The 25,119-nt window shown below is 72.0% G+C and carries 29 protein-coding genes; 17 read left to right on the forward strand and 12 right to left on the reverse strand.

From position 1 onward, the window contains the following. Nucleotides 1-127: 127 nt before the first annotated feature. A complete protein-coding gene (locus tag KBY81_RS02420; RefSeq protein WP_315858464.1) occupies nt 128-643 on the reverse strand; it encodes a pentapeptide repeat-containing protein in 516 nt (171 codons plus the stop codon). 218 nt (nt 644-861) lie between these two features. Here KBY81_RS02420 and KBY81_RS02425 point away from each other — a divergent pair, with 218 nt between their 5' ends. The 4 genes from KBY81_RS02425 to KBY81_RS02440 all read left to right on the forward strand — a co-directional run bounded on the left by KBY81_RS02425 (nt 862) and on the right by KBY81_RS02440 (nt 4,012). Next, a complete protein-coding gene (locus KBY81_RS02425) occupies nt 862-2,463 on the forward strand; it encodes a bifunctional diguanylate cyclase/phosphodiesterase (protein ID WP_261357017.1) in 1,602 nt (533 codons plus the stop codon). Between the two features lie 13 nt (nt 2,464-2,476). Further along, a complete protein-coding gene (locus KBY81_RS02430; protein WP_106219911.1) occupies nt 2,477-2,971 on the forward strand; it encodes a DUF2721 domain-containing protein in 495 nt (164 codons plus the stop codon). Between the two features lie 60 nt (nt 2,972-3,031). Beyond that, the gene (locus KBY81_RS02435; protein WP_106219912.1) at nt 3,032-3,559 is read left to right on the forward strand and encodes an HPP family protein; all 528 of its coding nucleotides are present in this window, start codon (nt 3,032-3,034) and stop codon (nt 3,557-3,559) included. Nucleotides 3,560-3,628: 69 nt separating this feature from the next. After that, complete coding sequence (locus KBY81_RS02440; protein ID WP_106219913.1) at nt 3,629-4,012, forward strand: YraN family protein; 384 nt, start codon at nt 3,629-3,631, stop codon at nt 4,010-4,012. 45 nt (nt 4,013-4,057) lie between these two features. Here the strand turns inward: KBY81_RS02440 and KBY81_RS02445 are convergent, their stop codons facing one another. Continuing rightward, complete coding sequence (locus tag KBY81_RS02445; protein ID WP_181280001.1) at nt 4,058-4,411, reverse strand: hypothetical protein; 354 nt, start codon at nt 4,409-4,411, stop codon at nt 4,058-4,060. Between the two features lie 78 nt (nt 4,412-4,489). On the opposite strand from KBY81_RS02445, the gene rsmA reads away from it, so the two are divergent. From rsmA to KBY81_RS02480, 7 genes are all read left to right on the forward strand, one after another. Beyond that, nucleotides 4,490-5,335, forward strand: coding sequence for a 16S rRNA (adenine(1518)-N(6)/adenine(1519)-N(6))-dimethyltransferase RsmA (gene rsmA, locus KBY81_RS02450; protein WP_254975487.1), 846 nt, complete (start codon nt 4,490-4,492; stop codon nt 5,333-5,335). Nucleotides 5,336-5,340: 5 nt separating this feature from the next. After that, nucleotides 5,341-6,291 (forward strand): 4-(cytidine 5'-diphospho)-2-C-methyl-D-erythritol kinase, encoded by a 951-nt coding sequence (gene ispE, locus KBY81_RS02455; RefSeq protein ID WP_254975488.1) that lies wholly within the window; start codon nt 5,341-5,343, stop codon nt 6,289-6,291. Beyond that, nucleotides 6,288-6,590 carry a DUF3082 domain-containing protein gene (locus KBY81_RS02460; protein ID WP_094584495.1) on the forward strand — a complete coding sequence of 101 codons (303 nt, stop codon included), beginning with the start codon at nt 6,288-6,290 and terminating at the stop codon, nt 6,588-6,590. The genes ispE and KBY81_RS02460 overlap by 4 nt, the downstream gene beginning before the upstream one ends. Before the next feature lie 154 nt (nt 6,591-6,744). Then, nucleotides 6,745-7,728 (forward strand): pyruvate dehydrogenase complex E1 component subunit beta, encoded by a 984-nt coding sequence (locus KBY81_RS02465; protein WP_254975489.1) that lies wholly within the window; start codon nt 6,745-6,747, stop codon nt 7,726-7,728. Nucleotide 7,729: 1 nt separating this feature from the next. Continuing rightward, on the forward strand, nt 7,730-9,256 hold the full coding sequence (gene secD, locus KBY81_RS02470; RefSeq protein ID WP_254975490.1) for a protein translocase subunit SecD: 1,527 nt from the start codon (nt 7,730-7,732) through the stop codon (nt 9,254-9,256). Nucleotides 9,257-9,265: 9 nt separating this feature from the next. Further along, nucleotides 9,266-10,219, forward strand: coding sequence for a protein translocase subunit SecF (gene secF, locus KBY81_RS02475; RefSeq protein WP_254975491.1), 954 nt, complete (start codon nt 9,266-9,268; stop codon nt 10,217-10,219). Beyond that, on the forward strand, nt 10,216-10,440 hold the full coding sequence (locus tag KBY81_RS02480; RefSeq protein WP_106219919.1) for a hypothetical protein: 225 nt from the start codon (nt 10,216-10,218) through the stop codon (nt 10,438-10,440). Before secF ends, KBY81_RS02480 begins: the two co-directional genes overlap by 4 nt. A 31-nt stretch (nt 10,441-10,471) precedes the next feature. Here the strand turns inward: KBY81_RS02480 and KBY81_RS02485 are convergent, their stop codons facing one another. Genes KBY81_RS02485 through psb28 form a run of 3 tightly spaced genes read right to left on the reverse strand, consistent with a single transcriptional unit; the run spans nt 10,472 to nt 12,920 of the window. Beyond that, entirely contained in the window at nt 10,472-11,479 is a 1,008-nt protein-coding gene (locus KBY81_RS02485) for an AI-2E family transporter (protein WP_254975492.1), read from the reverse strand. Continuing rightward, on the reverse strand, nt 11,476-12,549 hold the full coding sequence (locus KBY81_RS02490; RefSeq protein ID WP_254975493.1) for an AI-2E family transporter: 1,074 nt from the start codon (nt 12,547-12,549) through the stop codon (nt 11,476-11,478). Before KBY81_RS02490 ends, KBY81_RS02485 begins: the two co-directional genes overlap by 4 nt. Then, nucleotides 12,546-12,920 (reverse strand): photosystem II reaction center protein Psb28, encoded by a 375-nt coding sequence (gene psb28, locus KBY81_RS02495; RefSeq protein WP_015108118.1) that lies wholly within the window; start codon nt 12,918-12,920, stop codon nt 12,546-12,548. The genes KBY81_RS02490 and psb28 overlap by 4 nt, the downstream gene beginning before the upstream one ends. Before the next feature lie 133 nt (nt 12,921-13,053). Between psb28 and KBY81_RS02500 the strand changes: the two genes are divergently transcribed. Together KBY81_RS02500 and KBY81_RS02505 are read left to right on the forward strand one after the other, a co-directional pair. After that, nucleotides 13,054-13,800: a GUN4 domain-containing protein gene (locus tag KBY81_RS02500; RefSeq protein WP_254975494.1), complete on the forward strand. Its 747-nt coding sequence runs from the start codon at nt 13,054-13,056 to the stop codon at nt 13,798-13,800. A gap of 32 nt (nt 13,801-13,832) precedes the next feature. Beyond that, complete coding sequence (locus tag KBY81_RS02505) at nt 13,833-14,258, forward strand: ATP-binding protein (protein ID WP_106219922.1); 426 nt, start codon at nt 13,833-13,835, stop codon at nt 14,256-14,258. Here KBY81_RS02505 and KBY81_RS02510 read toward each other — a convergent pair. Next, a complete protein-coding gene (locus KBY81_RS02510) occupies nt 14,224-14,586 on the reverse strand; it encodes a DUF6439 family protein (RefSeq protein WP_254975495.1) in 363 nt (120 codons plus the stop codon). The two genes, KBY81_RS02505 and KBY81_RS02510, sit on opposite strands and share 35 nt — an antisense overlap. A 38-nt stretch (nt 14,587-14,624) precedes the next feature. Between KBY81_RS02510 and KBY81_RS02515 the strand changes: the two genes are divergently transcribed. Then, the gene (locus KBY81_RS02515; RefSeq protein WP_146134540.1) at nt 14,625-14,894 is read left to right on the forward strand and encodes a hypothetical protein; all 270 of its coding nucleotides are present in this window, start codon (nt 14,625-14,627) and stop codon (nt 14,892-14,894) included. A 1-nt stretch (nt 14,895) separates the two neighbouring features. On the opposite strand, the gene KBY81_RS02520 is transcribed toward KBY81_RS02515, so the two are convergent. After that, the gene (locus tag KBY81_RS02520) at nt 14,896-16,191 is read right to left on the reverse strand and encodes a glutamine synthetase family protein (RefSeq protein ID WP_254975496.1); all 1,296 of its coding nucleotides are present in this window, start codon (nt 16,189-16,191) and stop codon (nt 14,896-14,898) included. A 162-nt stretch (nt 16,192-16,353) separates the two neighbouring features. Between KBY81_RS02520 and KBY81_RS02525 the strand changes: the two genes are divergently transcribed. Both KBY81_RS02525 and KBY81_RS02530 read left to right on the forward strand, forming a co-directional pair. Continuing rightward, nucleotides 16,354-16,872 carry an allophycocyanin subunit beta gene (locus KBY81_RS02525; RefSeq protein ID WP_254971219.1) on the forward strand — a complete coding sequence of 173 codons (519 nt, stop codon included), beginning with the start codon at nt 16,354-16,356 and terminating at the stop codon, nt 16,870-16,872. Nucleotides 16,873-16,934: 62 nt separating this feature from the next. Then, nucleotides 16,935-18,116, forward strand: a complete 1,182-nt coding sequence (locus tag KBY81_RS02530) for an alanine--glyoxylate aminotransferase family protein (RefSeq protein ID WP_254975497.1) — start codon at nt 16,935-16,937, stop codon at nt 18,114-18,116. 1 nt (nt 18,117) lies between these two features. Here KBY81_RS02530 and KBY81_RS02535 read toward each other — a convergent pair whose 3' ends face one another. Continuing rightward, a complete protein-coding gene (locus KBY81_RS02535; RefSeq protein WP_106219928.1) occupies nt 18,118-18,621 on the reverse strand; it encodes a nucleoside deaminase in 504 nt (167 codons plus the stop codon). An 83-nt stretch (nt 18,622-18,704) separates the two neighbouring features. On the opposite strand from KBY81_RS02535, the gene KBY81_RS02540 reads away from it, so the two are divergent. Continuing rightward, nucleotides 18,705-20,138, forward strand: coding sequence for a pyridoxal-dependent decarboxylase (locus KBY81_RS02540; protein ID WP_254975498.1), 1,434 nt, complete (start codon nt 18,705-18,707; stop codon nt 20,136-20,138). A 116-nt stretch (nt 20,139-20,254) separates the two neighbouring features. On the opposite strand, the gene KBY81_RS02545 is transcribed toward KBY81_RS02540, so the two are convergent. Genes KBY81_RS02545 through KBY81_RS02560 form a run of 4 tightly spaced genes read right to left on the reverse strand, consistent with a single transcriptional unit; the run spans nt 20,255 to nt 25,071 of the window. Beyond that, nucleotides 20,255-21,850: a DUF697 domain-containing protein gene (locus KBY81_RS02545; RefSeq protein ID WP_254975499.1), complete on the reverse strand. Its 1,596-nt coding sequence runs from the start codon at nt 21,848-21,850 to the stop codon at nt 20,255-20,257. Then, nucleotides 21,847-24,033: a transglycosylase domain-containing protein gene (locus KBY81_RS02550; protein ID WP_254975500.1), complete on the reverse strand. Its 2,187-nt coding sequence runs from the start codon at nt 24,031-24,033 to the stop codon at nt 21,847-21,849. Before KBY81_RS02550 ends, KBY81_RS02545 begins: the two co-directional genes overlap by 4 nt. Continuing rightward, entirely contained in the window at nt 24,014-24,490 is a 477-nt protein-coding gene (gene lspA, locus KBY81_RS02555; protein ID WP_106219933.1) for a signal peptidase II, read from the reverse strand. The genes KBY81_RS02550 and lspA overlap by 20 nt, the downstream gene beginning before the upstream one ends. Next, nucleotides 24,490-25,071, reverse strand: coding sequence for a biotin transporter BioY (locus KBY81_RS02560; protein ID WP_181280005.1), 582 nt, complete (start codon nt 25,069-25,071; stop codon nt 24,490-24,492). Before KBY81_RS02560 ends, lspA begins: the two co-directional genes overlap by 1 nt. Nucleotides 25,072-25,119 lie beyond the last annotated feature (48 nt).

The following is a 25,119-nucleotide window of genomic DNA, read 5'->3' on the forward strand; positions in this document are numbered from 1 at the left end:
GGACCCGGGGGCCGGGGCGCCGGCGGTCGGCGTGGGGGGCGGCGGGGCGGGCAGCGGGCGGGGCAGCTGGCGGCCGAGGGCCTCCAGCCGCTCACGGCTGCGGGCATCGAAGCTCATCGGGGCGGGCTCAGCTGCAGTTCAGTGTGTCGCGGGGGAGGCGGCCACTGACGGGGTTGGTGCCGCTGGCGGCGGCACAGAGGCTGGGGAGGGCATCACCGCGCAGGGGGACGTTGGTGAAGTCGGCGCCGTCGATGAGCACGCCGCGGAACTTGGTGTTGAAGGCGAAGGCGTCGTCGAGGCGGGCGTTGCGCAGGTCGGTGCCCTCGAACACGGCCGAATCCAGGGTGGCGTCCCGCAGGTCGCTGCCGCTCAGATCAGCGTCCTGGAGCTTGGCGCCGAACAGGCTGGCGCCGCGCAGGTCGGCCCCCGAGAGATCGGCGTCCCGCAGGTTGGTGAGGTTGAAGGTGACGCCGCGCAGGTCGGCGCCGTGGAAATCGGCACCGATCAGCACCTGCTTGGCGTAGTCCATCGCCGCCGCCACCGGCATGGGACGGGCCAGCAGCAGCAGTCCATCCAGCAGCAGGGCCAGCAGCAGGGCCAGCAGCAGGCCCGGGAACCGGGACGGGGAGAGGGGGCGCGTCATCGGCGATGAAGCGGAGAAGGCCAGCCTAGGCAAGGGCTCCACGCCGCTCCAAGGCCTGTGGAGGGGTGCCGAAGGGAAGGGGGCGACTAGCGTGATGCAGGACCGCATCGGCGGCCCGTTCGCTCTCCGCACCCATTGATGACCAGGGACTTCCAGCCCAGGGGCTTCCGGCGATCAGGGCCCGGCCGCTGGCCCCGCACCACGGCAGCGGGACAGCGATGCTGAGCAGCGTCGCCGGGGCAGGGGAGGCGGGGGCCGGGGCGATCGAGGGCCTGCTGGAGAGAATCGAGCGGCCGGCGGCCCTGGCGGACGGACAGGGGGTGATCCTGGCGGCGAACGGGGCCTTCTGCCGGCGTTCGGGGCTGGAGCCGGCGGCGCTGCGCCAGCGGTCCCTGCAGGAGCTCTGTGCCGCCGACGTGGCACCGCTGCTGGCGGGGAGCGTGGCGACCCTGCGCAGTGATCTGGTCGGTGGGCCGCGGGCCGAAGCGGCGATTCCCCTGTTCCTCACCCGCCTGCCCTCCGGTGTCGGGCCGGGGACGGTCTGGTGCCTGCTGGAGCTGCTTGACCAGCGGGTGAATCTGGCGGATCTGGATGGCCTGGTGGCCGACCGCTATGCAGACGGTGCCGTGCTGATGCATCTGCAGGTGCTGCAGCTCGACCTGGTGCGCGGCCGGCTGGGCATCGCCGCCTGCGAGGCGCTGATCGAGGAGATCGCCCACCGGCTGGAGGCGGCGCTTCCGGCCGGGGGATTCTTCTCCCGCCAGGGCGGTGACCGCCTGCTGGCCCTGGTGCCGGGAGCGATGGGCATCGACGCGGTGCGCGACATGGCCGGCGGGCTGCTGGCCAGTCTGGAGAGTCCCACCACGGTGCTGGAGCACGTCATCGAGCCGTCGCTGAACGTGGGCATCAGCCGCGCTCCCGATGACGGCAGCGAGTTTCCGCTGCTGCTGGATGCCGCCACCCGGGCACTGGAGGAAACCCACCGCCAGCCCTTCCCCAGCTGCTGCATCGCGGCGCCGGTGGAGCGGTCGGTCCAGCTGCAGGAGCTTCTGGCCCGCCCCCTCGCCCTGGCGATCGAGCAGGAGCAGCTGGAGCTGGCCTTTCAGCCGATCATCGAGCTGGAATCCGGCCGGGTGATCGCCGCCGAGGTGCTCTGCCGCTGGGATGACCCGGTGCTGGGCCGCCAGTCCCCCGCCGACTTCATCGACGTGGCCGAGGCCACGGCCCAGATCTCCTCCCTGGGGCGCTGGGTGATGGAGCGGGCGTTTGAGGCCCTGCACCGCTGGGACCTCGCCGGGCTGCAGCTCGGGCGGATCTGCGTGAACGTCTCGCCGCTGCAGGTGCAGGACCCGACCTGGAGCAGCGACCTGCTGATGGCCCTGGAACGCCACCAGCTGACGCCCGACCGCATCGTGCTGGAGCTCACCGAAGGCAGCATCCTGGAGATGTCCACCCATGTGGCCGACCAGCTGCGGGACCTGAGGCGGCAGGGGTTCGCGCTGGCCATGGATGATTTCGGCACCGGCTATTCCGGCCTGCAGCGGCTCACCGAGCTGCCCTTCAGCGAGGTGAAGATCGACCGGAGCCTGATCTCCGCGATCGACTACGACCAGCTGCAGCAGGCCATGCTCAGCGCGGTGATCCGGCTCAGTGACGCCACCGGGATCATGGTGGTGGTGGAGGGGGTGGAACGCTCCCGGCAGCGCCAGATGCTGCTCACCCTCGGCTGTCGCCACGGCCAGGGGTACCAGCTCTCGGCCCCGCTCTCCGAACAGGAGCTGGAGGCCCTGCTCCAGAGCCAGATCACACCGGAGGCCTGAGGGGATCCCCGGGATGGTCTGGAGCGTCCCCCTGCTGCAGTCCATCGACATCGGCGATGGGCGCTCCGTGGCGGGGCTCTCCAAGGCGATCCAGCTGTCGGTGGCGCCGGTGTTCCTGTTCACCGGTGTCACCGGGCTGCTGAGCCTGTTCAGCTCCCGGCTGGCCCGGATCATCGACCGCACCCGTGTGCTTCAGGAGGCCCTGGCGAAGTGCCGGGCGAAGCCGGATCCCGATCCGGAGGAAGGGGATCGGCTGGAGCTGGTGCTGGCGGTGCAGCGCCGCCGCACCTTCCTGATCAACCGGGCGATCCTGGCGGTCACCGTCACCGCCCTGCTGGTGGCCGCGGTGGTGGCGGTGCTGTTCATCAGCGCGGTGGCGGCCCTGGATGTCACGGCCATCGTGGTGCCCCTGTTCGTGGCGGCCATGGGGGCCATGATCGTGGGCCTGCTGCTGTTCCTGCTGGAGGTGCAGCTGGCCATCAGCCAGAACCCGCGTCGGTACTACTGAGCCTGGCGCGGTACCGGCACCTGGTGGGCCGTGAATGGTTAGATCCGATACAGTTTGGCCATGGCTCTGGCCTTCCTCGTCCCCCTGATCCAGTCCCAGAGGCGCAAGGGGCGGGCCTATCAGCCCAGCTTCCGGCCCACCGAGGTGCTCCTCTCCTGGACCGGTGCCCTGGTCGCCATCACCCTGCTGGGCCTGATCAGCGCCGCCAGCCGCTACCCGCTCGTCGCCGCCCCGCTGGGGGCCTCCAGCGTGCTGCTGTTCGGGCATCCCGAGAGCCCCCTGGCCCAGCCCCGCAATCTGCTGCTGGGCAACGGGCTGGCCGCCCTGGCGAGTGTGGTCTGCGTCGCCTGGCTGGGGACGGCCCCCTGGGTGATGGGGCTGGCGGTGGCGCTGGCGATCGCCGCCGGACAGCTGCTGCGCTGCCTCCATCCCCCCGCCGGCGCCGTCGCCCTGCTCGGGGTGCTGCTCCACGCCGGGCCGTCGTACGTCGTCGCGCCGGTCCTGGCCGGTTCCCTGGTGCTGCTGCTGGTGGCGCTGGGCTTCGGCTGGCTGATTCCCGGCCGTCGCTACCCGCATCACTGGTTCTGAGGCCCTGATCGCCGCCACCCGCCGCTGGTGGCGGCCACCGGGAACCCTGGGGCAGAGGATCCCCTGCCCATGGCCCCCGGCCCCGCCCGCTGCCGCAGCGCCGCCCAGCGAGACGGCGCCTGGGCGGAACAACGGGTGCTGCGGCTGCTGCGGCGGCGCGGCTGGGAGCTGCTGGAGCGCAACTGGCGCTGCCGTTGGGGGGAACTGGACCTCATCGTCCGGAAGCCGGGGCGCCTGCTGCTGGTGGAGGTGAAGGGGCGTCGCGCCGGCAGCCTGGATGGCAGCGGAACGGCGGCCCTGCGCTGGCAGAAGCGCCGGCGGCTGGCGCGGGCCTGGGACTGCTGGCTGGCGGCCCACCCCCGCTGGGAGCGGACGCCGGTGGAGCAGGTGGCGGCCCTGGTGCCGTTGCCGCCGGCCCGGGCTCCGGTGCGATGGGTCCGGCTGGGGGACTGAAGCGAGCCTCCGAAGGTCCGCCGCTCCGGCGGGGGAGAAGGGGGCTCAGGGCTGGGCGGGGGCCGGGGCGGCCGTGGCCGGCGTGGCGGCCGGGGTCGGGGCTGGCGTCATCGTGTAGTACACGGTGCAGCGGTAGCGGGTGTTGTCCAGACCCACCTCCAGGTCCTCGCAGACGGTGCGGGTGACCGTGGCGCCCTTGGGCACCTGGCTCCTGGCCTGCTGCCGGGTCGCCTGACGGTCGAAGATCGATTCGGCGGTGACGCTGCCGGCCCGGGCGGGTCCCGCCGGCAGGGCCACAACGGCGGCCAGGGCACCGGCCACCAGCGCACCGGCCAGCAGGGGCCCCGCCAGCAGGGGGCCGCTGCGCCTGGCGTCGCTGCGTCGCAATGTCTGGGCCATGGGGGGAGAAGCAAACGCTGCTCCTGCTCTAGCCAGGCCGGACGGCGCTGCAATCTGGGGAGACCTGCCGGCGCCTCCATGACCTTCAGCGGCCACCGGGCCCGTAAGCGCTTCGGGCAGCACTGGCTCACCGATGGCCAGGTCCTCGATCGCATCGTGGCCGCCGCCGAGCTGCGGAGCGACGACCACGTGCTGGAGGTCGGCCCGGGCCGGGGCGCCCTGACCGAACGGCTGCTGGCGTCGCCTGCGGCCTCGCTGCTGGCGGTGGAACTGGACCGGGACCTGGTGACGGGCCTGCGGCAGCGGTTCGCTGGCGACGGGCGCTTCACCCTGATCGAGGGGGACGTGCTGGAGATGGCGCTGCCCTTCCCCGACCGTCCGGCGCCGACCAAGGTGGTCGCCAACATCCCGTACAACATCACCGGACCGCTGCTGGAGCAGCTGGTGGGGCGTCTGGGCCGGCCCGCCCCCTGCCGCTTCGAGCGCCTGGTGCTGCTGGTGCAGCAGGAGGTGGGCCAGCGGATCCGGGCCCGGCCGGGCAGCAGCGCCTTTTCGGCCCTCAGCGTGCGCCTGCAGCTGCTGGCCCGCTGCCGCAGCGTCTGCCCGGTGCCGGCCCGCTGCTTCTCCCCGCCGCCGAAGGTCACCTCGGAGGTGATCGTGATCGAGCCCGTCCCGCCGGAGTCGCTGCCGCCGCTGGACCAGGCCCTGGCGGTGGAGCGGCTGCTGACGCGCTGCTTTGCCGGACGGCGCAAGATGCTGCGCACCACCCTTGCGGGCCTGCTGCCGGCGCCCCAGCTGCTGGAGGTGGCCGCCGCCGCCGGTGTCGATCTGCAGCAGCGGCCCCAGGAGCTGGGGCCCGAGCGCTGGCTGGCCCTCGCCACCGGCTTGAATCGGGCATCGAGCGCCGATCCCGGCAGAGCGTGATCCCGATGGCAGATGTGACGGTGCGGGCCCCCGCCAAGATCAACCTGCACCTGGAGGTGCTGGGTCTGCGGCCGGACGGCTACCACGAGCTGGCGATGGTGATGCAGAGCATCGACCTCGCCGACACCCTGGTGCTGCGCACCACCGCCGACGCCATGATCCGGCTGCGCAGCGACAACGCCGACCTGCCCAGCGACGGCACCAACCTGATCGTCAGGGCGGCCGAGCTGCTGCGCTCCCGGGTGGGCCTGCCGGAACTGGGGGTGGACATCACGCTGCACAAGCGCATCCCCATCGGCGCCGGCCTGGCGGGGGGCTCGAGCGATGGGGCCGCCGCCCTGGTGGGCCTTGACGCCCTCTGGGGCCTGGCCCTGGGCTCGGAGCGGCTGCACGGGCTGGCGGCCGAACTGGGATCGGACATGCCCTTCTGCCTGGAGGGCGGCACCCAGCTCTGCTTCGGCCGCGGGGAGCGGCTCGAGCCCGTGACGGCGCAAGGGGCGCCCGGCCAGGCGGTGCTGCTGATCAAGCATCCAGAGGCCAGTGTCTCCACCCCCTGGGCCTACGGCCGCTGCCGGGACCTGCGCGGTGATTTCTATCTCGACGCCGAAGCCGACTTCGAGCAGCGGCGCCAGGCTCTGCGTCAGGGCCCCCTGGTGACGGCCCTGGCCGGCCGGGGCCCGCTGCCCCACCTGCGCAACGATCTGCAGGCGGTGGTGGAGCCGGAGGTGGCGAGCATCCGCGCCGGCCTCGACCTGCTGCGCCGCGGCCCGGGGGCCCTGGCCGTCGCCATGAGCGGCTCGGGGCCGAGCCTCTTCGCGCTCCATCCGGATCTGGCCACGGCCGAGGCGGCCCGGGAGTCCCTGGCGGAGCCGCTGGAGGCCCTGGGCTTCGACGCCTGGTGCTGCCGCTGCGGCGGATCCGGTGTCAGCCTGGTGACGGATGGATCCGCGCCATGACCGACGAACGACCCGCCCCGCCGCCGCGCAAGGGACCCCTCAGTTTCCTCTCCGGTGCCCTCACCAGCGGACTGCTGGCCTGGTTGAGCCTGGGGGTGAGCCAGCGGGTGGTGGGCTGGTACGTGACCCATCCCCCCCACTTCGACTCGGCCTTCGCCCAGAGCATCGCCACCGCCATGAAGACCCTGATGGTGGGGATGTGCTTCCTGGCCACCTTCACCTTCGCCTTCATCGGCCTGGGGCTGTTCCTGGTGTTCATCCGCAGCCTTTGGCCGGCCGAGGCCGAATCCCCTTCCTAAGCTGCCCCCCTGCCGTCCCTCCCGCCGATGACACCCCACGACCTGGGTCTGCTGGTGGTCCTGCTGCTGCCGGGCATGCTCCTGTCGGTCCTGCTGCTCAGCACCTTCGCCGCCGGCGGCTGAGATAGGTTGGCCGCGCACAGGCCCCTGCTCCGTGGCTGAAACTCTTCTGTTCAACGCCCTGCGCGAAGCCATCGACGAGGAGATGGCCCGCGACCCCCATGTCTGTGTCATGGGAGAGGACGTGGGCCATTACGGCGGCTCCTACAAGGTCACCAAGGACCTGTTTGAGAAGTACGGCGAACTGCGGGTGCTGGACACCCCCATCGCCGAGAACAGCTTCACCGGCATGGCCGTCGGTGCCGCCATGACCGGCCTGCGGCCGATCGTGGAGGGCATGAACATGGGCTTTCTGCTGCTCGCCTTCAACCAGATCTCCAACAACATGGGGATGCTGCGTTACACCAGCGGCGGCAACTACACGATCCCGGCGGTGGTGCGCGGACCCGGTGGCGTCGGCCGCCAGCTCGGCGCCGAGCACAGCCAGCGCCTCGAGGCCTACTTCCATGCCGTGCCCGGCATCAAGATCGTGGCGGTGAGCACCCCCACCAATGCCAAGGGCCTGATGAAGGCCGCCATCCGCGACAACAATCCGGTGCTCTTCTTCGAGCACGTTCTTCTCTACAACCTCAGCGAGGAGATCCCCGAGGGCGACTACATCTGTGCCCTCGACCAGGCCGAGGTCGTCCGTGAAGGCAAGGACGTCACGATGCTCACCTATTCGCGCATGCGCCACCACTGCCTCAAGGCGGTGGAGCAGCTGGAGGCCGAGGGTGTGGATGTGGAACTGATCGACCTGATCAGCCTCAAGCCCTTCGACATGGAGACCGTCGCCCGCTCGATCCGCAAGACCCATCGGGTGGTGGTGGTGGAGGAATGCATGAAGACCGGCGGCATCGGCGCCGAACTGATCGCCCTGATCACCGAGCACTGCTTCGACGACCTGGACGCCCGGCCGGTGCGCCTCTCCTCCCAGGACATCCCCACCCCGTACAACGGCAACCTGGAGAACCTCACCATCATTCAGCCCCACCAGATCGTTGCCGCGGCGCACGATCTGAAGGCGGGTCGACGCTGAGATGGGACGCCAACAGGGCTGGTTCGCCCTCATCCTGGCCCTCACCATCGCCTCCGGGGCCCTGCTGGCCAACTACGGCCTGCAGCTCGGTCTCGATCTCCGCGGCGGCAGCCAGCTCACCCTCCAGGTGATGCCGGCCGGCGCCATCACCCGGGTGGATGCCGAGCAGCTGGAGGCCGTCAAGGACGTGCTGGAGCGCCGCATCAACGGCCTGGGCGTGGCCGAATCCACCCTCCAGGCCGTGGGCAGCGACCAGCTGGTGCTGCAGCTGCCGGGTGAACAGGATCCCAGCCAGGCGGCCCGGGTGCTGGGCAGCACGGCCCTGCTGGAGTTCCGGGCCCAGAAGCCCGGCACCGAGCAGGAGATGCAAGGCCTGCTGGGCCTCAAGCGCCAGGCCGAGTCGGTGCTGCGCTCCAAGCGGCCCCCCTCCGCCCTCGACGACCCCACGGCCCCGCCACCGCCGGCGCCGGTCTCCCTGTCGGCGGAGGACCTGGCCAAGGCGCTCACCTCCCTCGGGATTCAGGTTCCCCCCGGCACCAGCGAGGTCGACCAGCTGGAGCTGCTGCTGCGGGAAACCAATCGCCGCATCCTCTCCCTCTACGGCCCTCCCCTGATCACCGGCAAGGACCTCACCAGCGCCGGCCGCCAGCAGCAGGCCACCGGCACCGGCTGGGAGGTGACCCTGGGCTTCAACCGGGAAGGGGGTGAGAAGTTCGCCGCCCTCACCCAGTCGATCGCCGGCACCAACCGGGTGCTCGGCATCGTCCTCGATGGCCGCTCGATCAGCGAGGCCAGCGTCGGCGAGCAGTTCAAGGTGGCCGGCATCACCGGTGGATCCGCCTCGATCACCGGCAACTTCAGCGCCGAGGAGGCCCGCGACCTGGAGGTCCAGCTGCGGGGGGGCTCCCTGCCCCTGCCGGTGAAGATCGTCGAGGTGCGCACCGTCGGCCCGTCCCTGGGCGCCGAGAACATCCGCTCCAGCCTCGTGGCCGGCCTCTCGGGCCTGGCCCTGGTGGCGGTGTTCATGGCCGTGGTCTACCGCCTGCCCGGGATGGTGGCGGTGCTGGCCCTGAGCCTCTACGCCCTGTTCAACCTGGCCATCTACGCCCTGATTCCCGTCACCCTCACCCTGCCGGGGATCGCCGGCTTCATCCTGTCCATGGGGATGGCGGTGGATGCCAACGTGCTGATCTTCGAGCGCATCAAGGAGGAACTGCGGGCCGGCAACACCCTGATCCGCTCCATCGACACGGGCTTCTCCCTGGCCCTGTCCTCGATCATCGACGGCCACGTCACCGGCCTGATCAGCTGCGCCGCCCTGTTCTTCCTCGGCACCGGCCTGGTGAAGGGCTTCGCCGTCACCCTGGCGATCGGCCTGCTGCTCAGCCTGTTCACCGCCCTCACCTGCACCCGCACCCTGCTGCGGCTGCTGATGAGCTACCCGGCCCTGCGGCGCCCCACCTACTTCCTCCCCGCCCGCCAGCTGCCGCCCGTCCGGGCCGGCGCGGCCCCGGCGGGCGTGGCCTGAATGTCTCCCATGACCTCCGTCCCCTCCCCCCGCTTCCGCATCAACCGCCACCGGCGGCTGGCCTGGCTGGGCTCGGGGCTGGCCTGCGGCCTGAGCCTGCTGGGGCTGGCCCTCTGCTGGCTGAACCCGGCCATCGGGGCCCCCCTGCGACCCGGCCTCGACTTCACCGGCGGCACCCAGGTGCAGGTGGAGCGGGACTGCTCCCCCTGCAAGGCCGTGACCCCCGCCGAGGTGCGCCAGGGCCTCAGCCGCCTCACCCTGCCGGCCCCGGAAGGGGAGCGTCCCCCCAGCCTGGGCAGCGCCTCGGTGCAGGTGCTGGATGGCGGCCGGTCCCTGCTGCTGCGCCTGCCGGCCCTCGACGCCGACCAGAGCACGGCCCTGGTCGGCGACCTGGCCGCCCGGTTCGGGCCGCTGCGCTCCAGCGGCACCTCGGTCAACACGATCGGTCCCACCCTGGGCTCGCGGCTGCTGCGCGGCAGCCTCATCTCCCTGCTGGTGAGCTTCGTGGCGATCTCCGCCTACATCACCTTCAGCTACAGCGGCATCTTCGCCGGGCTGGCCCTGCTGTGCCTGGCCCACGACGTGCTGATCACCTGCGGACTGTTCGCCTGGCTGGGCCTGCTCCAGGGCATCGAGGTCGATTCCCTGTTCGCGGTCTCCCTGATCACGATCGCCGGCTATTCGGTCAATGACACGGTGGTGGTCTACGACCGGATCCGTGAGCAGCGCCGCACCCTCGGGGAGCTTCCCCTGGTGGACCAGGTGGATGTGGCCGTGGATGCCACCCTCACCCGCTCGCTCTACACCTCCTTCACCACCCTGCTGCCGCTGGTGGCCCTGATCTTCTTCGGCGGCAGCACCCTGTTCTGGTTCGCCGTGGCGCTCACGGTGGGCATCGCCGTCGGCAGCTGGTCGAGCATCGGCCTGGCCCCCACCCTGCTGCCGGTGTTGTCGAAGCGATGAGGGGCCCCGAGCGCATCGAGGCGACCCGGCGTGGCTGGCCCCTGCTGCCCGTGGTGCTGCTGGTGCTGGCCCTGATCGACCTGCGGGTGGAGCTGATCCTGCTCTGGGACCACCTCACCCTCACCTCCCTCACCGCCGCCGTCCGCTCCCACCTGCTGGCCGTCACGGTGCTGGTGGCCCAGCCCTCCCTCTGGCACCACTACCGCCGCGCCCGCGGCTGAAGCGATCAGGCCCCAGGGCTGATCCGGGCGTTCAGGCCCGGTCCCAGCGGTCCATCACATCCCGGACCAGCACCTCTTCGCAGACCACCTGCAGGACCACCACCAGGGGCAGGGCCAGCAGCAGGCCGGGCAACCCCAGCAGGGCCCCCAGGCTCAGCTGGGCCATCAGCGCCACCGTGGGCAGCAGGTTGACGGTGCGGCTCAGGAGCACCGGGGTGAGCAGGAAGGCCTCGCCGTTCTGGAGAAGCAGCCGCAGCACCAGCACCTGGACCACCTTGGCCGGCGAGATCAGCAGGGCCACGGCCAGGGGCAGCAGGGTGGCGGCCGTGGGCCCGATGGTGGGCACGAAGGTGAGCAGGCCGCAGACCAGGCCGCTCAGCAGGGCCAGGGGCACCTGCAGCAGGGCCAGGCCGGCCCAGGTGGTGACGAACACCACCGTGCCTGAGATGGTCATGCCGGCCAGCCAGCCCCCGAGGGCCTCACGGCATTCCCCCAGCAGTTCCTGCATGCGCGGCCGGTAGAACCGGGGTGTGGCGGCGACCAGCAGGCGCTGGTGGCTGGCGGGATCGAGGGCCATCAGGATCGCCAGCAGCAGCATCAGCAGCAGCTGGATCGTGCTGTTGGCGGCGCCGCCGGCCACACCGAGCAGCTGGCCGCCCAGGGGCTGCAGCCGGTCCCAGAGGGTTCCTTCGGCCAGCTGCCGCTCCAGGTCCCGCAGCAGGGGGGTGCTGGGCACCACCTTGCCGAGCCGCTGGATCAGTTCGGGCACCAGCTGGCTGAACTGGCGGACCTGGTCGATCAGTTCCGGCAGCAGCAGATTGGCGAGCAGCCAGCCGATCGTCAGCAGGACCAGCAGCACCAGCGACAGGGAGGCTCCCCGGTTCAGGGGGGTGAGCCGGCGCAGCAGGCTGGTGGGCACATCGAGGGCCACCGCCAGTACCACGGCTCCGAAGAGGATCAGCAGCACCCAGCGCAGTTCCCACAGCAGCAGCAGCAGCGCCACCAGGGCCAGGGCCCCGAGCAGGGTGCGTGCCTTCATGTCCGCCGCCGTTCCCGCTTCCAGGGATCGAGGATGTCATGGATCAGCACATCCCGCAGCAGCACCTGGAGACAGACCGCCAGCGGCAGGGCCAGCAGCAGGCCGAGGGGACCGAACAGCAGGGTGAACAGCAGCTGGGCGGTGAGGGTGAGCCCGGGCAGCAGCTGCAGCTGGTGGTGCATCACCGAGGGGGTGATGACGTAGCTCTCGAGGTTCTGGATCAGGACGTACACCAGCAGCACGGCCACGGCCTTCCAGGGGGCATCCAGCAGGGCCACCGACATCGGGAAGATGGTGCTGAGCGTGGGCCCCACATTGGGGATGATGTTCAGCAGGCCGGCCAGCAGGGCGTTGGCCGCCACCAGCTTCACGCCCAGCAGGGACAGGCCGATCGCCGCCAGCAGGCCCACGCAGAGGGAGCTGATCAGCACCCCCACCATCCAGCTGCTCAGGGCGGTGCCGCAGGCCACCAGCACCTGGCGCAGGCGCCTCCGGTAGAAGGAGGGGGCCAGCAGCAGCATCGCTTCCCGGTAGGCGGTGGGCTGGGCGGCCACCATCAGGGAAACGGCCACCACGAACAGGGTCTGGAGCAGACCGGCGCCGAGGTTGCCGGCCACCCCCACCAGGCCGATGGCACCGCCGCCGAGCCGGCCCAGCAGATCGGGAGGCAGGGAGTTGGGAACCGACAGGGTCGATTTGATCCAGTCCAGGCTGCCGTCCCGGCGGCCGTAGAGCATCTGGGAGGCGCCCTCGAGGGCCTGGCGCAGCAGCTTCAGCAGCTCGTCCCAGGCCCGAGGCACCTGCAGCACCAGCTGCCGGAACTCGCTGATGAAGGGTGGGATCACCACCGTGGCGACGATCAGCACCACCAGGCTCACCAGCACCAGGGCCAGCAGCAGGGCGAGGGGCCGGGCGACGCCGATCCGCTCCCGGATGGCGCCCACCAGGGTGCAGAGGGCCATGGCGAGCACCACGGCGGCGAACAGCAGGATCAGGGCGTCACGCAGGCTCCACAGCAGCACCAGCGCCGCCAGCAGGGCGATCAGGCCCAGCCACTGGCCGAATTTCAAACCTCCTCCTGAGCCTCCTCGGCCGGCTCGTCGCCCTGGCCGGCGAAGCCCAGGCCGTGGCCGTCGGCGTAACGCTGGGCGAAGCGCATGAAGCGCTCGAAGTCGGCGGTGCTCTTCCAGGTGTAGGTGGCTTCCAGGGCGCTGGCCTTGCCATTGACGAAGCGGGCCTTCACCTCCCGGGTCACCATCTCGCCCTCCTCATCCAGCATGAACATGCCGGTGATGTCCCCCACCGACTGGGGCGCCAGGGCTTCGGGCTCCTCGAACACGAAGGTGGCCTGACCGGTGCGGCCATCCCGTGAGCGGGTCAGGCGGATGTCGGGCACGACCGTCTCGTCCACCCCGCGGAAGAACTGAATGGCGGCGGCCATGGCACTCGCTCAAAAGGTGACTTTAGGCAGAGCCCGTCCCCGCTCCCATGGCGGCGCAGACCCCAGGCCAGGGCCCATCGCTCCTGACATAGTGGGACCCACCCTGCTGCCTCTCCGGCCGGTCGTCTCCCCCATGCTCTCCGGTCCTCCGGTTTCCAGCACCGTCGATGCCGATCAGCTGCTGGAGCGCTTCCTTTCGGGCTCGGCCCGTCAGCGCCGCAGCCTGCTGTCCAGCCTCGGTCAGGCCGGCGACGCCCTGCTGGATCGGATCCCGGACCGGCTGGACCGCCTTGACGCCACCGGAGACGACTGGGCCGCCGGCCACCTGATCCAGCTGCTGCTGGCCTCCGGTGACACCGTTCGCCAGGAGGCCCTGCTGGCCCGCCATCCGCAGGGCTGGCTCGCCGTCACCAGCGTCGCCGGGCTCGACTACGGGCCGCTGCAGCACCATCTGATGCGGCAGGCGTTCGAGGAGGCCGACCGGCTCACCAGTGACCACCTGCGGCAGCTGGCCGGCGAGGGGGCCGTGCGCCGCGGCTACGTCTATTACAGCGAGGTGGCGACCATGCCCGCCATCGATCTCACCAGCCTCGACCGCCTCTGGACCTGCTACTCCCAGGGGCGCTTCGGCTTCTCCACCCAGGCCCGGCTGCTGCAGGCCTGCCAGGGGCAGTGGGAACGTCTCTGGCCCCGCCTGGGCTGGAAGACCGACGGCACCTGGACCCGCTACCCGGGGTCCTTCCAGTGGACGATCGACGCCCCCGAGGGCCACATGCCCCTGATCAACCAGCTGCGGGGGGTGCGCCTCATGGACGCCCTTCTGCAACATCCCGCCATCCAGGCGCGCCTGGAGGAGGCAGCGGCGGGGCGCCCGCGTTAGGTTCCAGTCAGGCGAATGGGACCACCTGCTTCATGCAGCTCCGCTGGGCCGACTACATCACCCCCTCCACCCTGCAGCTGGGCCCGCTGGTGGAGCTGCTCCTTGAACCCATCGGCTGCGCCCTGCGCCAGGCGGAGCTGCAGCTCGGTCTCCAGGAGGCCCTGGTCAACGCGGTGCGCCACGGCAACGGCTGCGATCCGGGCAAGTGCCTGAGGATCCGTCGGATCGTCACACCGCGCTGGGTGGTGTGGCAGGTGCAGGACGAGGGGCCCGGCCTGCCCGTCCATGCCCGCCAGGCCTGTCTGCCCTGCCAGGAGGATGCCCCCTCCGGCCGGGGCCTGTTCCTCATTCACCACTGCTTCGACGACGTGCGCTGGAGCGGTCGCGGCAACCGGCTGCAGCTTGCGGCCCGGCGGGCCGCGGTCAGCGCCCGTGGGCAGGACAGCCCGGATCGCTGATCTCGGCCCGGAGCCAGGCCTGGGCGTTCTCCAGCAGGGCGATGGCGCGCAGGCGGCCATCGCTGGGCGCGGTGGCGCCGGGGTCATCGGCGGCGAGCAGCTGCACCAGCGCCGCCGCCAGCTGTTCGGCGGCCCGCCGGGGGCGCTGACGCTTCAGGGCGTGCCACTCCCGATCGCCGATGCTGAGCTGGCGGTGCAGGCGCTCGGCCAGGGGCAGGGCCTCGGCGGGCCAGGAGCGGCTCGCCGGGAGGGCGGCGCGCGCGATGGAGGGCGATCCGGCTGGAGCGGCGGGGGCTTCCACTGGACGATCGGACCGAAGTGGATCCATCCTGTCGCTCCAGGCCTCGCCCTGTCGATCGCGCCGCCATGAGACGTCCCCAGCGCCCCCGCCGCCCCCCGTCCCCGGGAGTGCTCCACCACCTGGCGGCGGTGCTGAGCCTGGCCGGTCGCTCCGGGGCGGTGGCCGCCAGCGGCGTCAGCCTGCGCCGCAGGCGCCAGCGGCTGGAGCTGGCCCAGCGGCTGCTGGACCCGCTTCCGGAGGCCCTGCTGCCCCGCGGGCGGCACGGTGATCGCTTCTGGACGGCCCTGCGCTGGGGCGGGCTCGGGATGCTGCTGGCCTGGCTGCTGCGGCCCTGACTCAGGCGCTGGCCTCCGCGACGAACTCGAGCGGATGGGGGCGGTGCTCGAGGGCCTCCATGTCCGAACGTTTCAGGGCGATCCAGTCATCGAGCAGCTCCCGGCTGAAGACATCGCCGGCCAGCAGGTAGTCCTGGTCGGCGGCCAGGGCCGCCAGGGCGGCGCCCAGGTCGGCGGGAAGGCGCTGCCCATCGGCCGGATCCGGAGGCGCCATCGTCGGGGCGGGCTCCCGATCGGCGGGGGGGCCGGGATCGATCTGGTGGCGCACCCCGTCGAGGCCCGCCAGCAGCATGGCGCTGAAGGCCAGGTAGGGATTGGCCAGCCCGTCGGCCTGGCGCAGCACCAGCCGCCGCCGGCCGGGGTCCCCGTCCGGCTCGGGAACCGCGACCGTGGTGGCCGGGTCGTTGCGGGCGTAGGCCAGGCGGGCCGGCGCCTGGGGGCCGCTCCCCAGCCGCCGGTAGCTGTTGGTGCCCGGGTTGGTGAAGGCGGCCAGGGAGGGACCATGGCGCAGCAGCCCCCCCAGGTACCAGCGGGCGGTCTGGGACAGGTCGCCGTAGGTGCCTTCCCCGGCGAACAGGGGATGGCCGGCCCTCCACAGGCTCTGGTGCACCGCCAGGCCGGCGCAGGTGGGCTCCAGGGTGGGCCTGGGCAGGAAGGTGGCGCTCCAGCCGTGACGGCGGGCCACGTTCCGCACCACGTAGCGGCTCACCATCAGGGCGTCGGCGGTCCGCAGCGGATCGCCGCTCGCCAGCGTCAGGCTCTGCAGGGGGCCGCCCGGCGGCTGGTGCGGCAGGCGGGCCCGGATCCCCAGGGCCGCCAGGGTGTGTCCCAGCTCGTTGTGGAGCACCTGGGTGATGGCGCTGCCGCGGGCGACCCGGTAACCGCAGCCGAGATCGTCGGCCTGGGACGTGAGCTCCTGGAACAGGAAGTAGCCGGCTTCGGCGCCGAAGCGGGCGGCGTCGGCCAGTCCGCTGCCCGCCAGCAGGGCCTGGGCGTGGGCCGCGACGGTGCGCGTGCAATGGCGCAGACGCCCGGCGCTGTCGGGTGGCCCCTCGACGGCGGCGATCAGGCTCAGGCTCCGGGGGGAAAGAAAGGGGTCGATCCAGGCGCTGGCCGGGTCGGGGTGGAGCACCAGGCCGTCGAGGGCCAGGCCGTGGTGGAAGGCCCCCTCTCCAAAGCGATGGGCCTCCAGCCCGATCGACCGCCAGCGCCCCGCCAGGTCCGTCACCTTGAGGTCGATGCGCTCGATGCCGTCGTCCCCGAGGCGGCGCAGGACGTCCTGGGCGGAGGTGGCCATGGCGGGGGCGGGGGGGAAGGCTGCCGCCACGATGGTGCCCCCCCGATCGGCCGGTGGCCGCGTAACCGTTTCTGTCAGATTCCCCAGAACCAGCCGCAGCACAGGAATCTGGCGGATTGCGAGTGCTACCTTCCGCTTCAGGTGCGTCGATCCGTTTCGTCCATGCGAGATGCCATCACCGGTCTGATCGGTCGCTACGACCAGCTGGGCCGCTATTTCGATCGCTCCGCGATCGATCGGATCGATTCCTATTTCGGTCAGGCGGAGTTGCGGCTGGCTGCTGTCGAGCTGATCAACCGGGAAGCCGCCACCATCGTGCGGGAGGCGGCCCAGCGCCTCTGGCTGGAGGACCCTGAACTGCTGCTCCCCGGCGGCAACGCCTACACCACCCGGCGGCTGGCGGCCTGCCTGCGCGACATGGATTATTTCCTGCGCTACGCCAGCTACGCCCTGGTCGCCGATGACTTCACCATCCTCGACGAGCGGGTGCTCAACGGTCTCGACGACACCTACAAGAGCCTGGGGGTGCCCACCGGTCCCACCGTCCGCAGCATCGCCCTCCTCGGTGAGGTGATCGCCGAGATGCTGGCCGATGCCGGCATGGCCGACACCGGCCTGGTGCGGGCTCCCTTCGAGCACCTCTGCCGCGGCCTCTCCTCCAGCAATGTCCGGGCCCGCTGAGGCGACCGTTTCCTAATCTCCCTTCACCTCTGCCGCCCCGCCAGGTCTTGCCTCCTCTCCCAGTGCCTCCATCCGTCAGCAGCGTCCACCGCCTCACCCTGGACCCCATTGCCACCCCCGAGCGTCTGCTGCTCGGTCCGGGTCCCTCCAACGCCCACCCCACGGTGCTGCAGGCCCTGGCCCGGATGCCGATCGGCCACCTGGATCCCCTCTACATCGATCTGATGGGTGAGGTGCAGGAACTGCTCCGCTACGCCTGGCAGACCGACAACCGGCTCACCATCCCGATGAGCGGCACCGGCAGCGCCGCCATGGAGGCGACCCTGGCCAACACCATCGAACCCGGCGACAAGGTGCTGGTGGCGGTGATGGGCTACTTCGGTCAGCGCCTGGTCGACATGGCCGGTCGCTACCGGGCCGAGGTGGCCACCATCGAACGGCCCTGGGGCGAGGCCTTCGACCTGGCCGAGATCGAGGCGGCCCTGATCGCCCACAAGCCCGCCATCCTGGCCATGGTCCACGCCGAGACCTCCACCGGGGTCTGCCAGCCGATGGAGGGCATCGGCGAGCTCTGCCGCCGGCACGACTGCCTGCTGCTGCTGGATACGGTCACCTCCCTCGGGGCGGTGCCGCTGCACATCGACGCCTGGCAGGTGGATCTCGCCTACAGCTGCAGCCAGAAGGGCCTCAGCTGCCCCCCCGGACTGGGCCCCTTCACCATGGGCCCCCGGGCCGAGGCGAAGCTGGCCGCCCGCACCGGCAAGGTGCCGAACTGGTACCTGGATGTCTCCCTGCTGAACAAGTACTGGGGCAGCGACCGGGTGTACCACCACACGGCGCCGGTGAACATGAACTTCGGCATGCGGGAAGCCCTGCGGCTGCTGGCCGAGGAGGGGCTGGAGGCCGCCTGGGCCCGCCACCGCCGCAACGCCGAGCGTCTCTGGGCCGGCCTGGAACGGCTGGGCCTGGAACTGCACGTCAGCGAACCCCTGCGGCTGGCCACCCTCACCACGGTCCGGATTCCGGAAGGAGTCGACGGCAAGGCCTTCAGCCGCCACCTGCTCGATCGCTTCGGCATTGAAGTGGGCGGCGGGCTGGGGGACCTGGCCGGCAAGGTGTGGCGCATCGGCCTGATGGGCTACAACAGCACCCCGGAAAATGTCGACCGGCTGCTGGCCATCTTCGAGAGCGAGCTGCCCGCCTTCCGCCCGTCGCCGGCGGCGGTCGCGGCCGGTGTCGCCTGAGTCAGGCAGGCCCCTCTCCCCCGGTCCGTAACGCCTGCCTGGCCCGGCGCCGCTGCCGGAACCAGGTCTCCAGCTGCTCCCCGGCCCGCTCCCCCAGCACGCCCCCCCGCACCACCATGTGGTGGTGGGCGCTGGGGTGGCGCGACAGATCCAGGCTGCCGCCGAGGCCGCCCCGCTTCGGATCGGCCGCCCCGTAAATCACCGTGCCCACCCGCGCCTGGATCAGGGCGCCGGCGCACATCGGGCAGGGCTCGAGGGTCACCAGCAGGGTGCAGCCATTGAAGCGCCAGTCGCCCCGGGTGGCCGCTGCCCGGCGCAGGGCCAGCAGTTCGGCGTGCCCGAGGGGGTCCGCCCGCCGGTGGCGCCGGTTGCTGCCCCAGCCCACACAGCGGCCGGCCTCATCCAGCAAGGCCGCCGCCACCGGGATCTCCCCCCCCGCCCCGACCACGTCGGCGAGGCGCAGCAGCCGCTCCATCCACAGCAGGCTGGCGGCGTCATTCAGCATGGACGCGTCATGCAGGATGAAGTCCTTCTAGCCATGCCTCCGGAGGGGCAAGCGGCAGAATGCCGAAGCCCCCACCGTCGCCGTTGGCCAGCGTCCCCCCCGCCCCGCGGCCAGCGCCGCCCCCCAGGGAGTGCGGCTCCTTCGTGGATCCGTTCCAGGTGGATCCGGCCCTGGAGGCTTTTCTGCAGCAGGCGTCCGGCCTGCTGTGCCGCTGGCTGGGTCAGGCCGGCCACGGCACACCCCTGCCCGGGCTGAGCGTGCTGCCGGTGGTGGAGCCGGAGGCCGAGGGCCTGGGCAGCGACCGGCTGCTGGCCGATCTGCAGCTTGTGATGGAGGGGGCCTACAACCCCAACCATCCCGGCGCCCTGGCCCACCTCGACCCGCCGCCCCTGTCGGCCTCGATCGTGGCCGACCTGATCTGTGCCGGGCTGAACAACAATCTGCTGGCCGAGGAACTCTCCCCCAGCCTGAGCCGCCTGGAGCGGGCCCTGTGCGCCTGGATCGCGGGACGTCTCGGCCTGCCCGAGGGCTCCGGCGGTGTGGCGGCCAGCGGCGGCAGCCTCAGCAACCTGATGGCCCTGGTCACCGCCCGCCACCGGCGGGGTCTGGCCTCCCGGAGCGACGCGGTGGTTCTCTGCAGCGAGGAGGCCCACGTGTCCCTGATCAAGGCCGTGGCCGTGATGGGCCTGCCGGCCGAGGCCCTCGTGCGGCTGCCGGTGACCGCCGCCGGCGCCCTCGACCCCCTGGCCCTCGAGGAGAGGCTGGCCCGCCTCGATCGGGCCGGCGTCCCCGTGATCGCGGTGGTGGCGACCTCCGGCACCACCGTGCGGGGCGCCCTCGATCCCCTGGAGCCCATCGCCGCCCTTTGTCGTCGCTACGGCCAATGGCTGCATGTGGACGGGGCCATCGGGGCGATCTTCGCCTTCAGCGAGCGGCTCGCTCCCCTTCTGGGCGGCCTGGGGCTGGCCGATTCGATCACGGTCAATCCCCAGAAGCTGCTGGGCATCACCAAGACCTCCTCCCTGCTGCTGCTGGCCAACCCCCGCCACCTCCAGCGCGCCTTCAGCACCGGCCTGCCCTACATGGAGCCCAGCTGGGGCGGCGGCCACCAGGGGGAGGCGGGCCTCCAGGGCACCCGGCCGGGGGAGATCCTCAAGCTCTGGCTGGGGCTGCGTCAGCTGGGCCTTGACGGCATGGCCGCCCTGATTGACGCGGCCGTCCAGCGCCGCAGGGAGCTGGAACGGCGGCTGCGGGCCATCGGCGGCCTGGCCCTCTGCAGCGGCCCCCTGCACCTGCTCGCCTTCCGTCCCGAGGGCTCAGGCGCCGCCGGCGCCGAGCGCTGGAGCGCGGCCACCCGGGCGGCCCTGCTGGGGGAGCAGCTCATGCTGTCGCGGCCCGTCTACCGGGGGCTCCACCACCTCAAGGCGGTGCTGGGCAACCCCCACACCGGCAGTGAGCACCTGGAGCGCCTGGCGCTCGTGGTGCAGCGGAGCCTGGCGGAGGCCCACCATGGCTGAACCGAACCAGACCCCCGTGCCGCCGCCGCGCCCCGCCACCGACCGCCGCGGCCGCTGGGTGGCGATCCTCACCGGGGCCCTCTCGATCCTGATCGGGGTGGCCTACCTGGTGCTGATCACCGTCCTGGATTCCCGCGGTCCTCTCCAGCCCCCGCCCCCCGAGGCCCTGGGCGTGGCGGCAGCCGCCGCGCCTGCCGCTGCTGCAGCGGTTCCACCACCCGGCTGAGGGCCGTCTCCAGGAAGCGGCGCAGCATCCCCTCCCGCTGGTTGAGGTCGTACTCGCGCTGCAGCACCTCCTGCAGTCCGCCATCCCCCCAGTCCTGGTTCTGGCGGAAGTAGGTGATGAAGCTGCGGCCGGCCACCCGCGTGAGCCAGGCGGCGCTGACGGCTTGCACCGCCCGGCTGACGACCAGGGCGGGCAGGTTGAGGCTCAGGGCCGAGGTGATCAGGCCCACTCCCCCCTTGACCAGGCCCAGTCCCGCCAGGGTGCGGCCCACCGACAGGGCCAGATCCTGGGCGCTCTCTCGGCTGAGGCTGACGCCATAGACCCGGCCGATCTCCACCACCATCTGGGCGTTCACCGCGGCGGTGGCGAGCAGGTCGATGCCCGGCAGCGGCGTCACCATCACCACCCCGGCGCCGATCCACATGTAGCGGTCGACGATCGTGCTCGCATCGCTGCGGCGCTGGCGATCGAGCAGATCCTGGCTGGCCTGGCTGAGGCGACGGCACTGCAGCAGCAGGTTGTCGGCGATCAGTTCCTCCCCGTCGGCATGCAGGACGGCGGCGATGCGGCGCAGCAGGGCCTCCACCTCCGGCTCCGGCTGCAGCGGCCGGCCGCCTGGCATCGGCACGCTCTGGGGGGCGGCGCTGACGGGGATCACATCCTCGGGACCAAGGCGCGCGGCGGTGCGCTGCCGCAGCAGCGCCAGCAGGCGACGCTCCTCCTCCTCGCCGCGCAGGTCGCATTTGTTGAGCACCACCAGCAGTCGCTTGCCCAGCCCCGCCAGGGCCTCGAACACCTCCAGCTCGCTGGCGCGCAGGTCGCCGTCCAGCACCAGCAGCAGCAGGTCCGCCCGGGCGGCCAGCTCCCGGGCCAGGCGCTCCCGTTCCCGGCCCCGGCGGCCCGCTTCGAGAATGCCCGGGGTGTCCTCCAGGATCACGGCCCGGCTCAGATCCCGCAGCCGCAGTCGGTAGCGGCTGGCGGCGGTGGTGGAACCCATCGGTGCCCCCACCTCCCCCACCAGCTCCCGCAGCAGGGCCCGGATCAGGGAGGTCTTGCCGGTCGAGCCGGTGCCGAACACGACGATCACCAGGTCGCCGCGCTCCAGCTCCGCCTCCATCCGCTGCCGTTCCTGGCGCAGGGCCTCCCGCTCCACCGCGTCGCGCACCTGGGCCAGGGTGCGGTCGATGGCGCCCAGGTTCCGCTGGGCCGCCTCCCGGCGGCTGGAGGGGACCGCCGCCGGGGCGGATTTCCCGGGGCCCATCGTGCCGCCCTGCCGCAGCCGCCGCAGCCAGGGCCAGCCCACCTGGGCCAGGGCCACCGCCAGGGCCGCCAGCAGGATCAGCATCAGCGGCCCCACCATCCAGTAGGGCAGCCAGGTGCTCAGGGTCCACTGCAGCTGCTGGATCGCCTGCAGCACCAGGCCCAGCACCACCAGCACCAGCAGACCCAGAAAGACCCAGATCCAGAGCCGCGGCGGCAGTTTCACGGTCCCGGCGGTGCGGAACGCACGATCTCGCCGAACAGGGAGGCCGCCAGGGCGCTGCTGGCGGCGCTGGGGCTGTTGTCGTCATTGCCCAGCCAGATGCCGATCACCCACTGGCGCCGGGGGGCGTAGCCCACGAACAGCAGGTCCCGGCCCTCGTTGGTGGTGCCGGTCTTGCCCCAGCTGCCGGCGCCCACGTAGGCGGCGCTGCCGGTGCCGCCGCTGACCACCGCCTCCAGCAGGGTCCGCATCGCCTTGGCGGTGGCCGGGCTCATCACCCGCCGTCCCGGGTTGCTGACGGCCCTGGAGCTGCCGGCGGAGGCCCGGCAATCGGCCCCGCCCGGCGCCCCCCCCGTCCGGGGGGCGGGGCAGGCCTCGGCGTCGGTGAGTCGCCGGATCGTGGTCGGGGCCCGCCAGAGTCCATCGGCGGCGACAGCGGCGTAGGCAGCGGTGAGCTCCAGCAGGGTCACCTCGCTCTGGCCCAGGGCCAGTCCCGGCACCGGCGCCAGGGGGCTGGTGAAGCCCAGGTCCCGGCCCTTGCTGACAACGGCATCGAGCCCATCCTTGCGGGCCAGCCGCAGGGCGGCGGTGTTGCTGCTGATCGCCATGGCCTGGCGCAGGCTGAGGCTGCCGCCGCAGCCGCTGCTGAAGTGCTGGCCGCCCCAGTCCAGCGGCCCGCAGCCGACCCGGTCCCCGGGCCGGGCGCCCCGCTCCAGGGCGACGACGTAGGGCACCAGCTTGAAGGTGCTGCCGGGCTGGCGCAGGGCCATCGAGGCCCGGTTGAACTGGCTCTGCAGGTAGTCCCGGCCGCCGGCGATGGCGCGGATCCCGCCGCTGCGGCTGTCGAGCACCACCACCGCCCCCTGGCTCACCCCCAGGGATCGGCTGGCGTCGATGCGCTGGCGCAGCAGCAGCTCGACCCGCTCCTGCAGCAGCGGATCGAGGTGGGTGTCGATCAGGAAGTTGCCCTCGGCGGCCACGGCCTTGCCCACCTGGTTCTCCAGGTCGCGGCGCACCTGGTCGGTGTAGAAGGGCGCCCCGCGCTGCTGGGCGGAACGGCAGGCATCCGCGGCCAGCCGGATCGGCTGACGCCGGGCCCGCCGGGCCTGGTCGGCGGAGATCCGGCCGGTGGCGGCCATCTTGTCGAGCACCTGGTTGCGGGAGGCCAGGGCCGCCGCGGGATCGACGCAGGGGTCGTAGCCGTTCGGGGAGGGGAGCAGGCCCACCAGCAGGGCGGCCTCCTCGAGCTTCAGCGCCGAGGCGGGGCGACTGAAGAAGCGCCGGGAGGCGTCCTCGAATCCCCAGACCGCCCCGAGATAGACCCGGTTGAGGTAGCTGAGCAGCAGTTCCTCCTTGCTGAAGCGGGCCTCCAGCTGCAGGGCCACCAGCAGCTCCCGCCACTTGCGCCCCAGGGTCTCCCCCTGCCCCACCTGCTCCGGGTAAAGGCTGCGGGCGATCTGCTGGGTGAGGGTGCTGCCGCCCTCGAGCACCCGGCCGCCCAGGAGGTTGGTGACCAGGGCCCGGGCGGTGCCGATCGGGTCGACGCCCGGATGCCACCAGAAGCGGTTGTCTTCGCTGGCCAGCAGGGCATCGATCAGCAGCGGCGGATAGGCCCCCAGCTCGGGAAGCTCGCGACGCTTGCGATCGGCCACGGAGGCCACCGGTCGGTCGTTGCGGTCGTAGAGGAGCAGGGGCCCCCGCACCGTCGCCAGGCTGCCCCGGGTGGGCACCTGCAGCAGGGACAGGGCCAGCAGCAGGCTGCCGCCGCCGGCCACGGCCACCGCGACCCGCGCCCCCCAGCCCGCCAATCGGTCCAGCCGGGTGCCGCCGTCCTGTTCGAACAGGAGGGTGGGCAGATCCGCCTGATCGGCGGGCCCGAAGCGCACCCGGTCCCCCTCCCGCAGCACCAGCTCCCGCACCCGCCGTCCCCGCCACCAGAGCCCGTTGGTGGAGCCGGCGTCGCTCAGCAGCCAGTGACCGCCGTGGTTCTCCAGCAGGGCGTGGTGGCGGCTGACCGCCGTGTGGTCGATGACGATGGCGTTGTCGGCGGCCCGGCCGATCCGGTAGACGCTGCCGTGCAGGGGCTGTTCCAGATCCGGCAGACCGGGCCGCAGCACCGTGAGCCGGGGGCCGGGGCCCCGGGGCCGCAGCCTCTGCTCCAGCCCTTCAAGGATGGCGGTCGGCATGGGGTCGCAGCAGGTCGATGAGGAAGCAGGCGACGGCCAGGTTGATGGCGACGTCGGCGAGGTTGAAGATCGGGAAATGGATCGGGACGAACTCCAGGAAGTCCACCACGGCCCCGTGGCGCCAGCGGTCGATGCCGTTGCCGACGGCGCCCCCGAGCAGAAGACCGAGGGCCAGCACGTTCCAGAGGCCGGCGGGGGGACGCCAGAGGATCCAGAACAGCAGGCCGAGGCTCACCAGGGCGCTCACCAGACCCAGCTGGTTCGGGGCCCCGGCGAAAAGGCTGAAGGCCGCTCCGGTGTTGCTGACGCGCTGCAGTTGCAGCAGGCCAGGCAGCAGCGGCTGGATGCTGCCGCTGGCCAGGTGCTCAAGGGCCCAGCGTTTGCTGAGCTGATCCAGCCCCACAGCGAGGGCCGCCAGCAGCAGGGGGGCCAGCCGCGGTCGCAGCGTTCGCGCCATCACGAGGGCACCAGCAGCAGACGGCGCAGCAGCCAGGCCAGGACGCCGGCGGAGCAGCAGAGCAGCAGCTGGGGCAGCAGGGCCAGGCTGTAGCCCACCACCAGCGTCAGGGTGCCGCCGCCCCAGCGGCCGGCCAGGCTGCCGAGGAGCAGGTTGGCCAGGCCGCAGAGATGGAGCACCACCAGACCGATGGCGGCGGCGCCGGCCAGGGTGAGGGGGTCGTCCATGCCCGGCTGGCGGGCCAGCTTGCCGGTGATCCAGGCGGCCGGCAGGAAGCCCGCCAGGTAGCCGAAGCCCGGATCGAGCAGGTAGCCGATGCCGCCCCCTTCGTGGAACACCGGCAGCTGGAACAGACCGACACTGAGATAGGCCACGGCGGCCAGGGTGGCACTGCGGGGGCCGCAGACCAGGGCCGTCAGCAGCAGGGCCGGCACCTGCAGGGTGATGCCGAGCGGACGCACGGCCCAGCCCGTCGCCTCATGGACCGGAAAGGCCGCCGGCACCAGACCGCCGACAAGAATCAGGAGCAGGCCGGCGATCGCTCCGCTCCAGGTGGCAAGGGCCCGCAATGCACCGTCCATGGCTGGCGCCCATCCTGCTGCAGCTAGGTTCGGCTGAGAAGGGCCCCC

Source organism: Cyanobium sp. Lug-B, assembly GCF_024345635.1.
Taxonomy (GTDB): Bacteria; Cyanobacteriota; Cyanobacteriia; order PCC-6307; family Cyanobiaceae; genus Cyanobium; species Cyanobium minutissimum.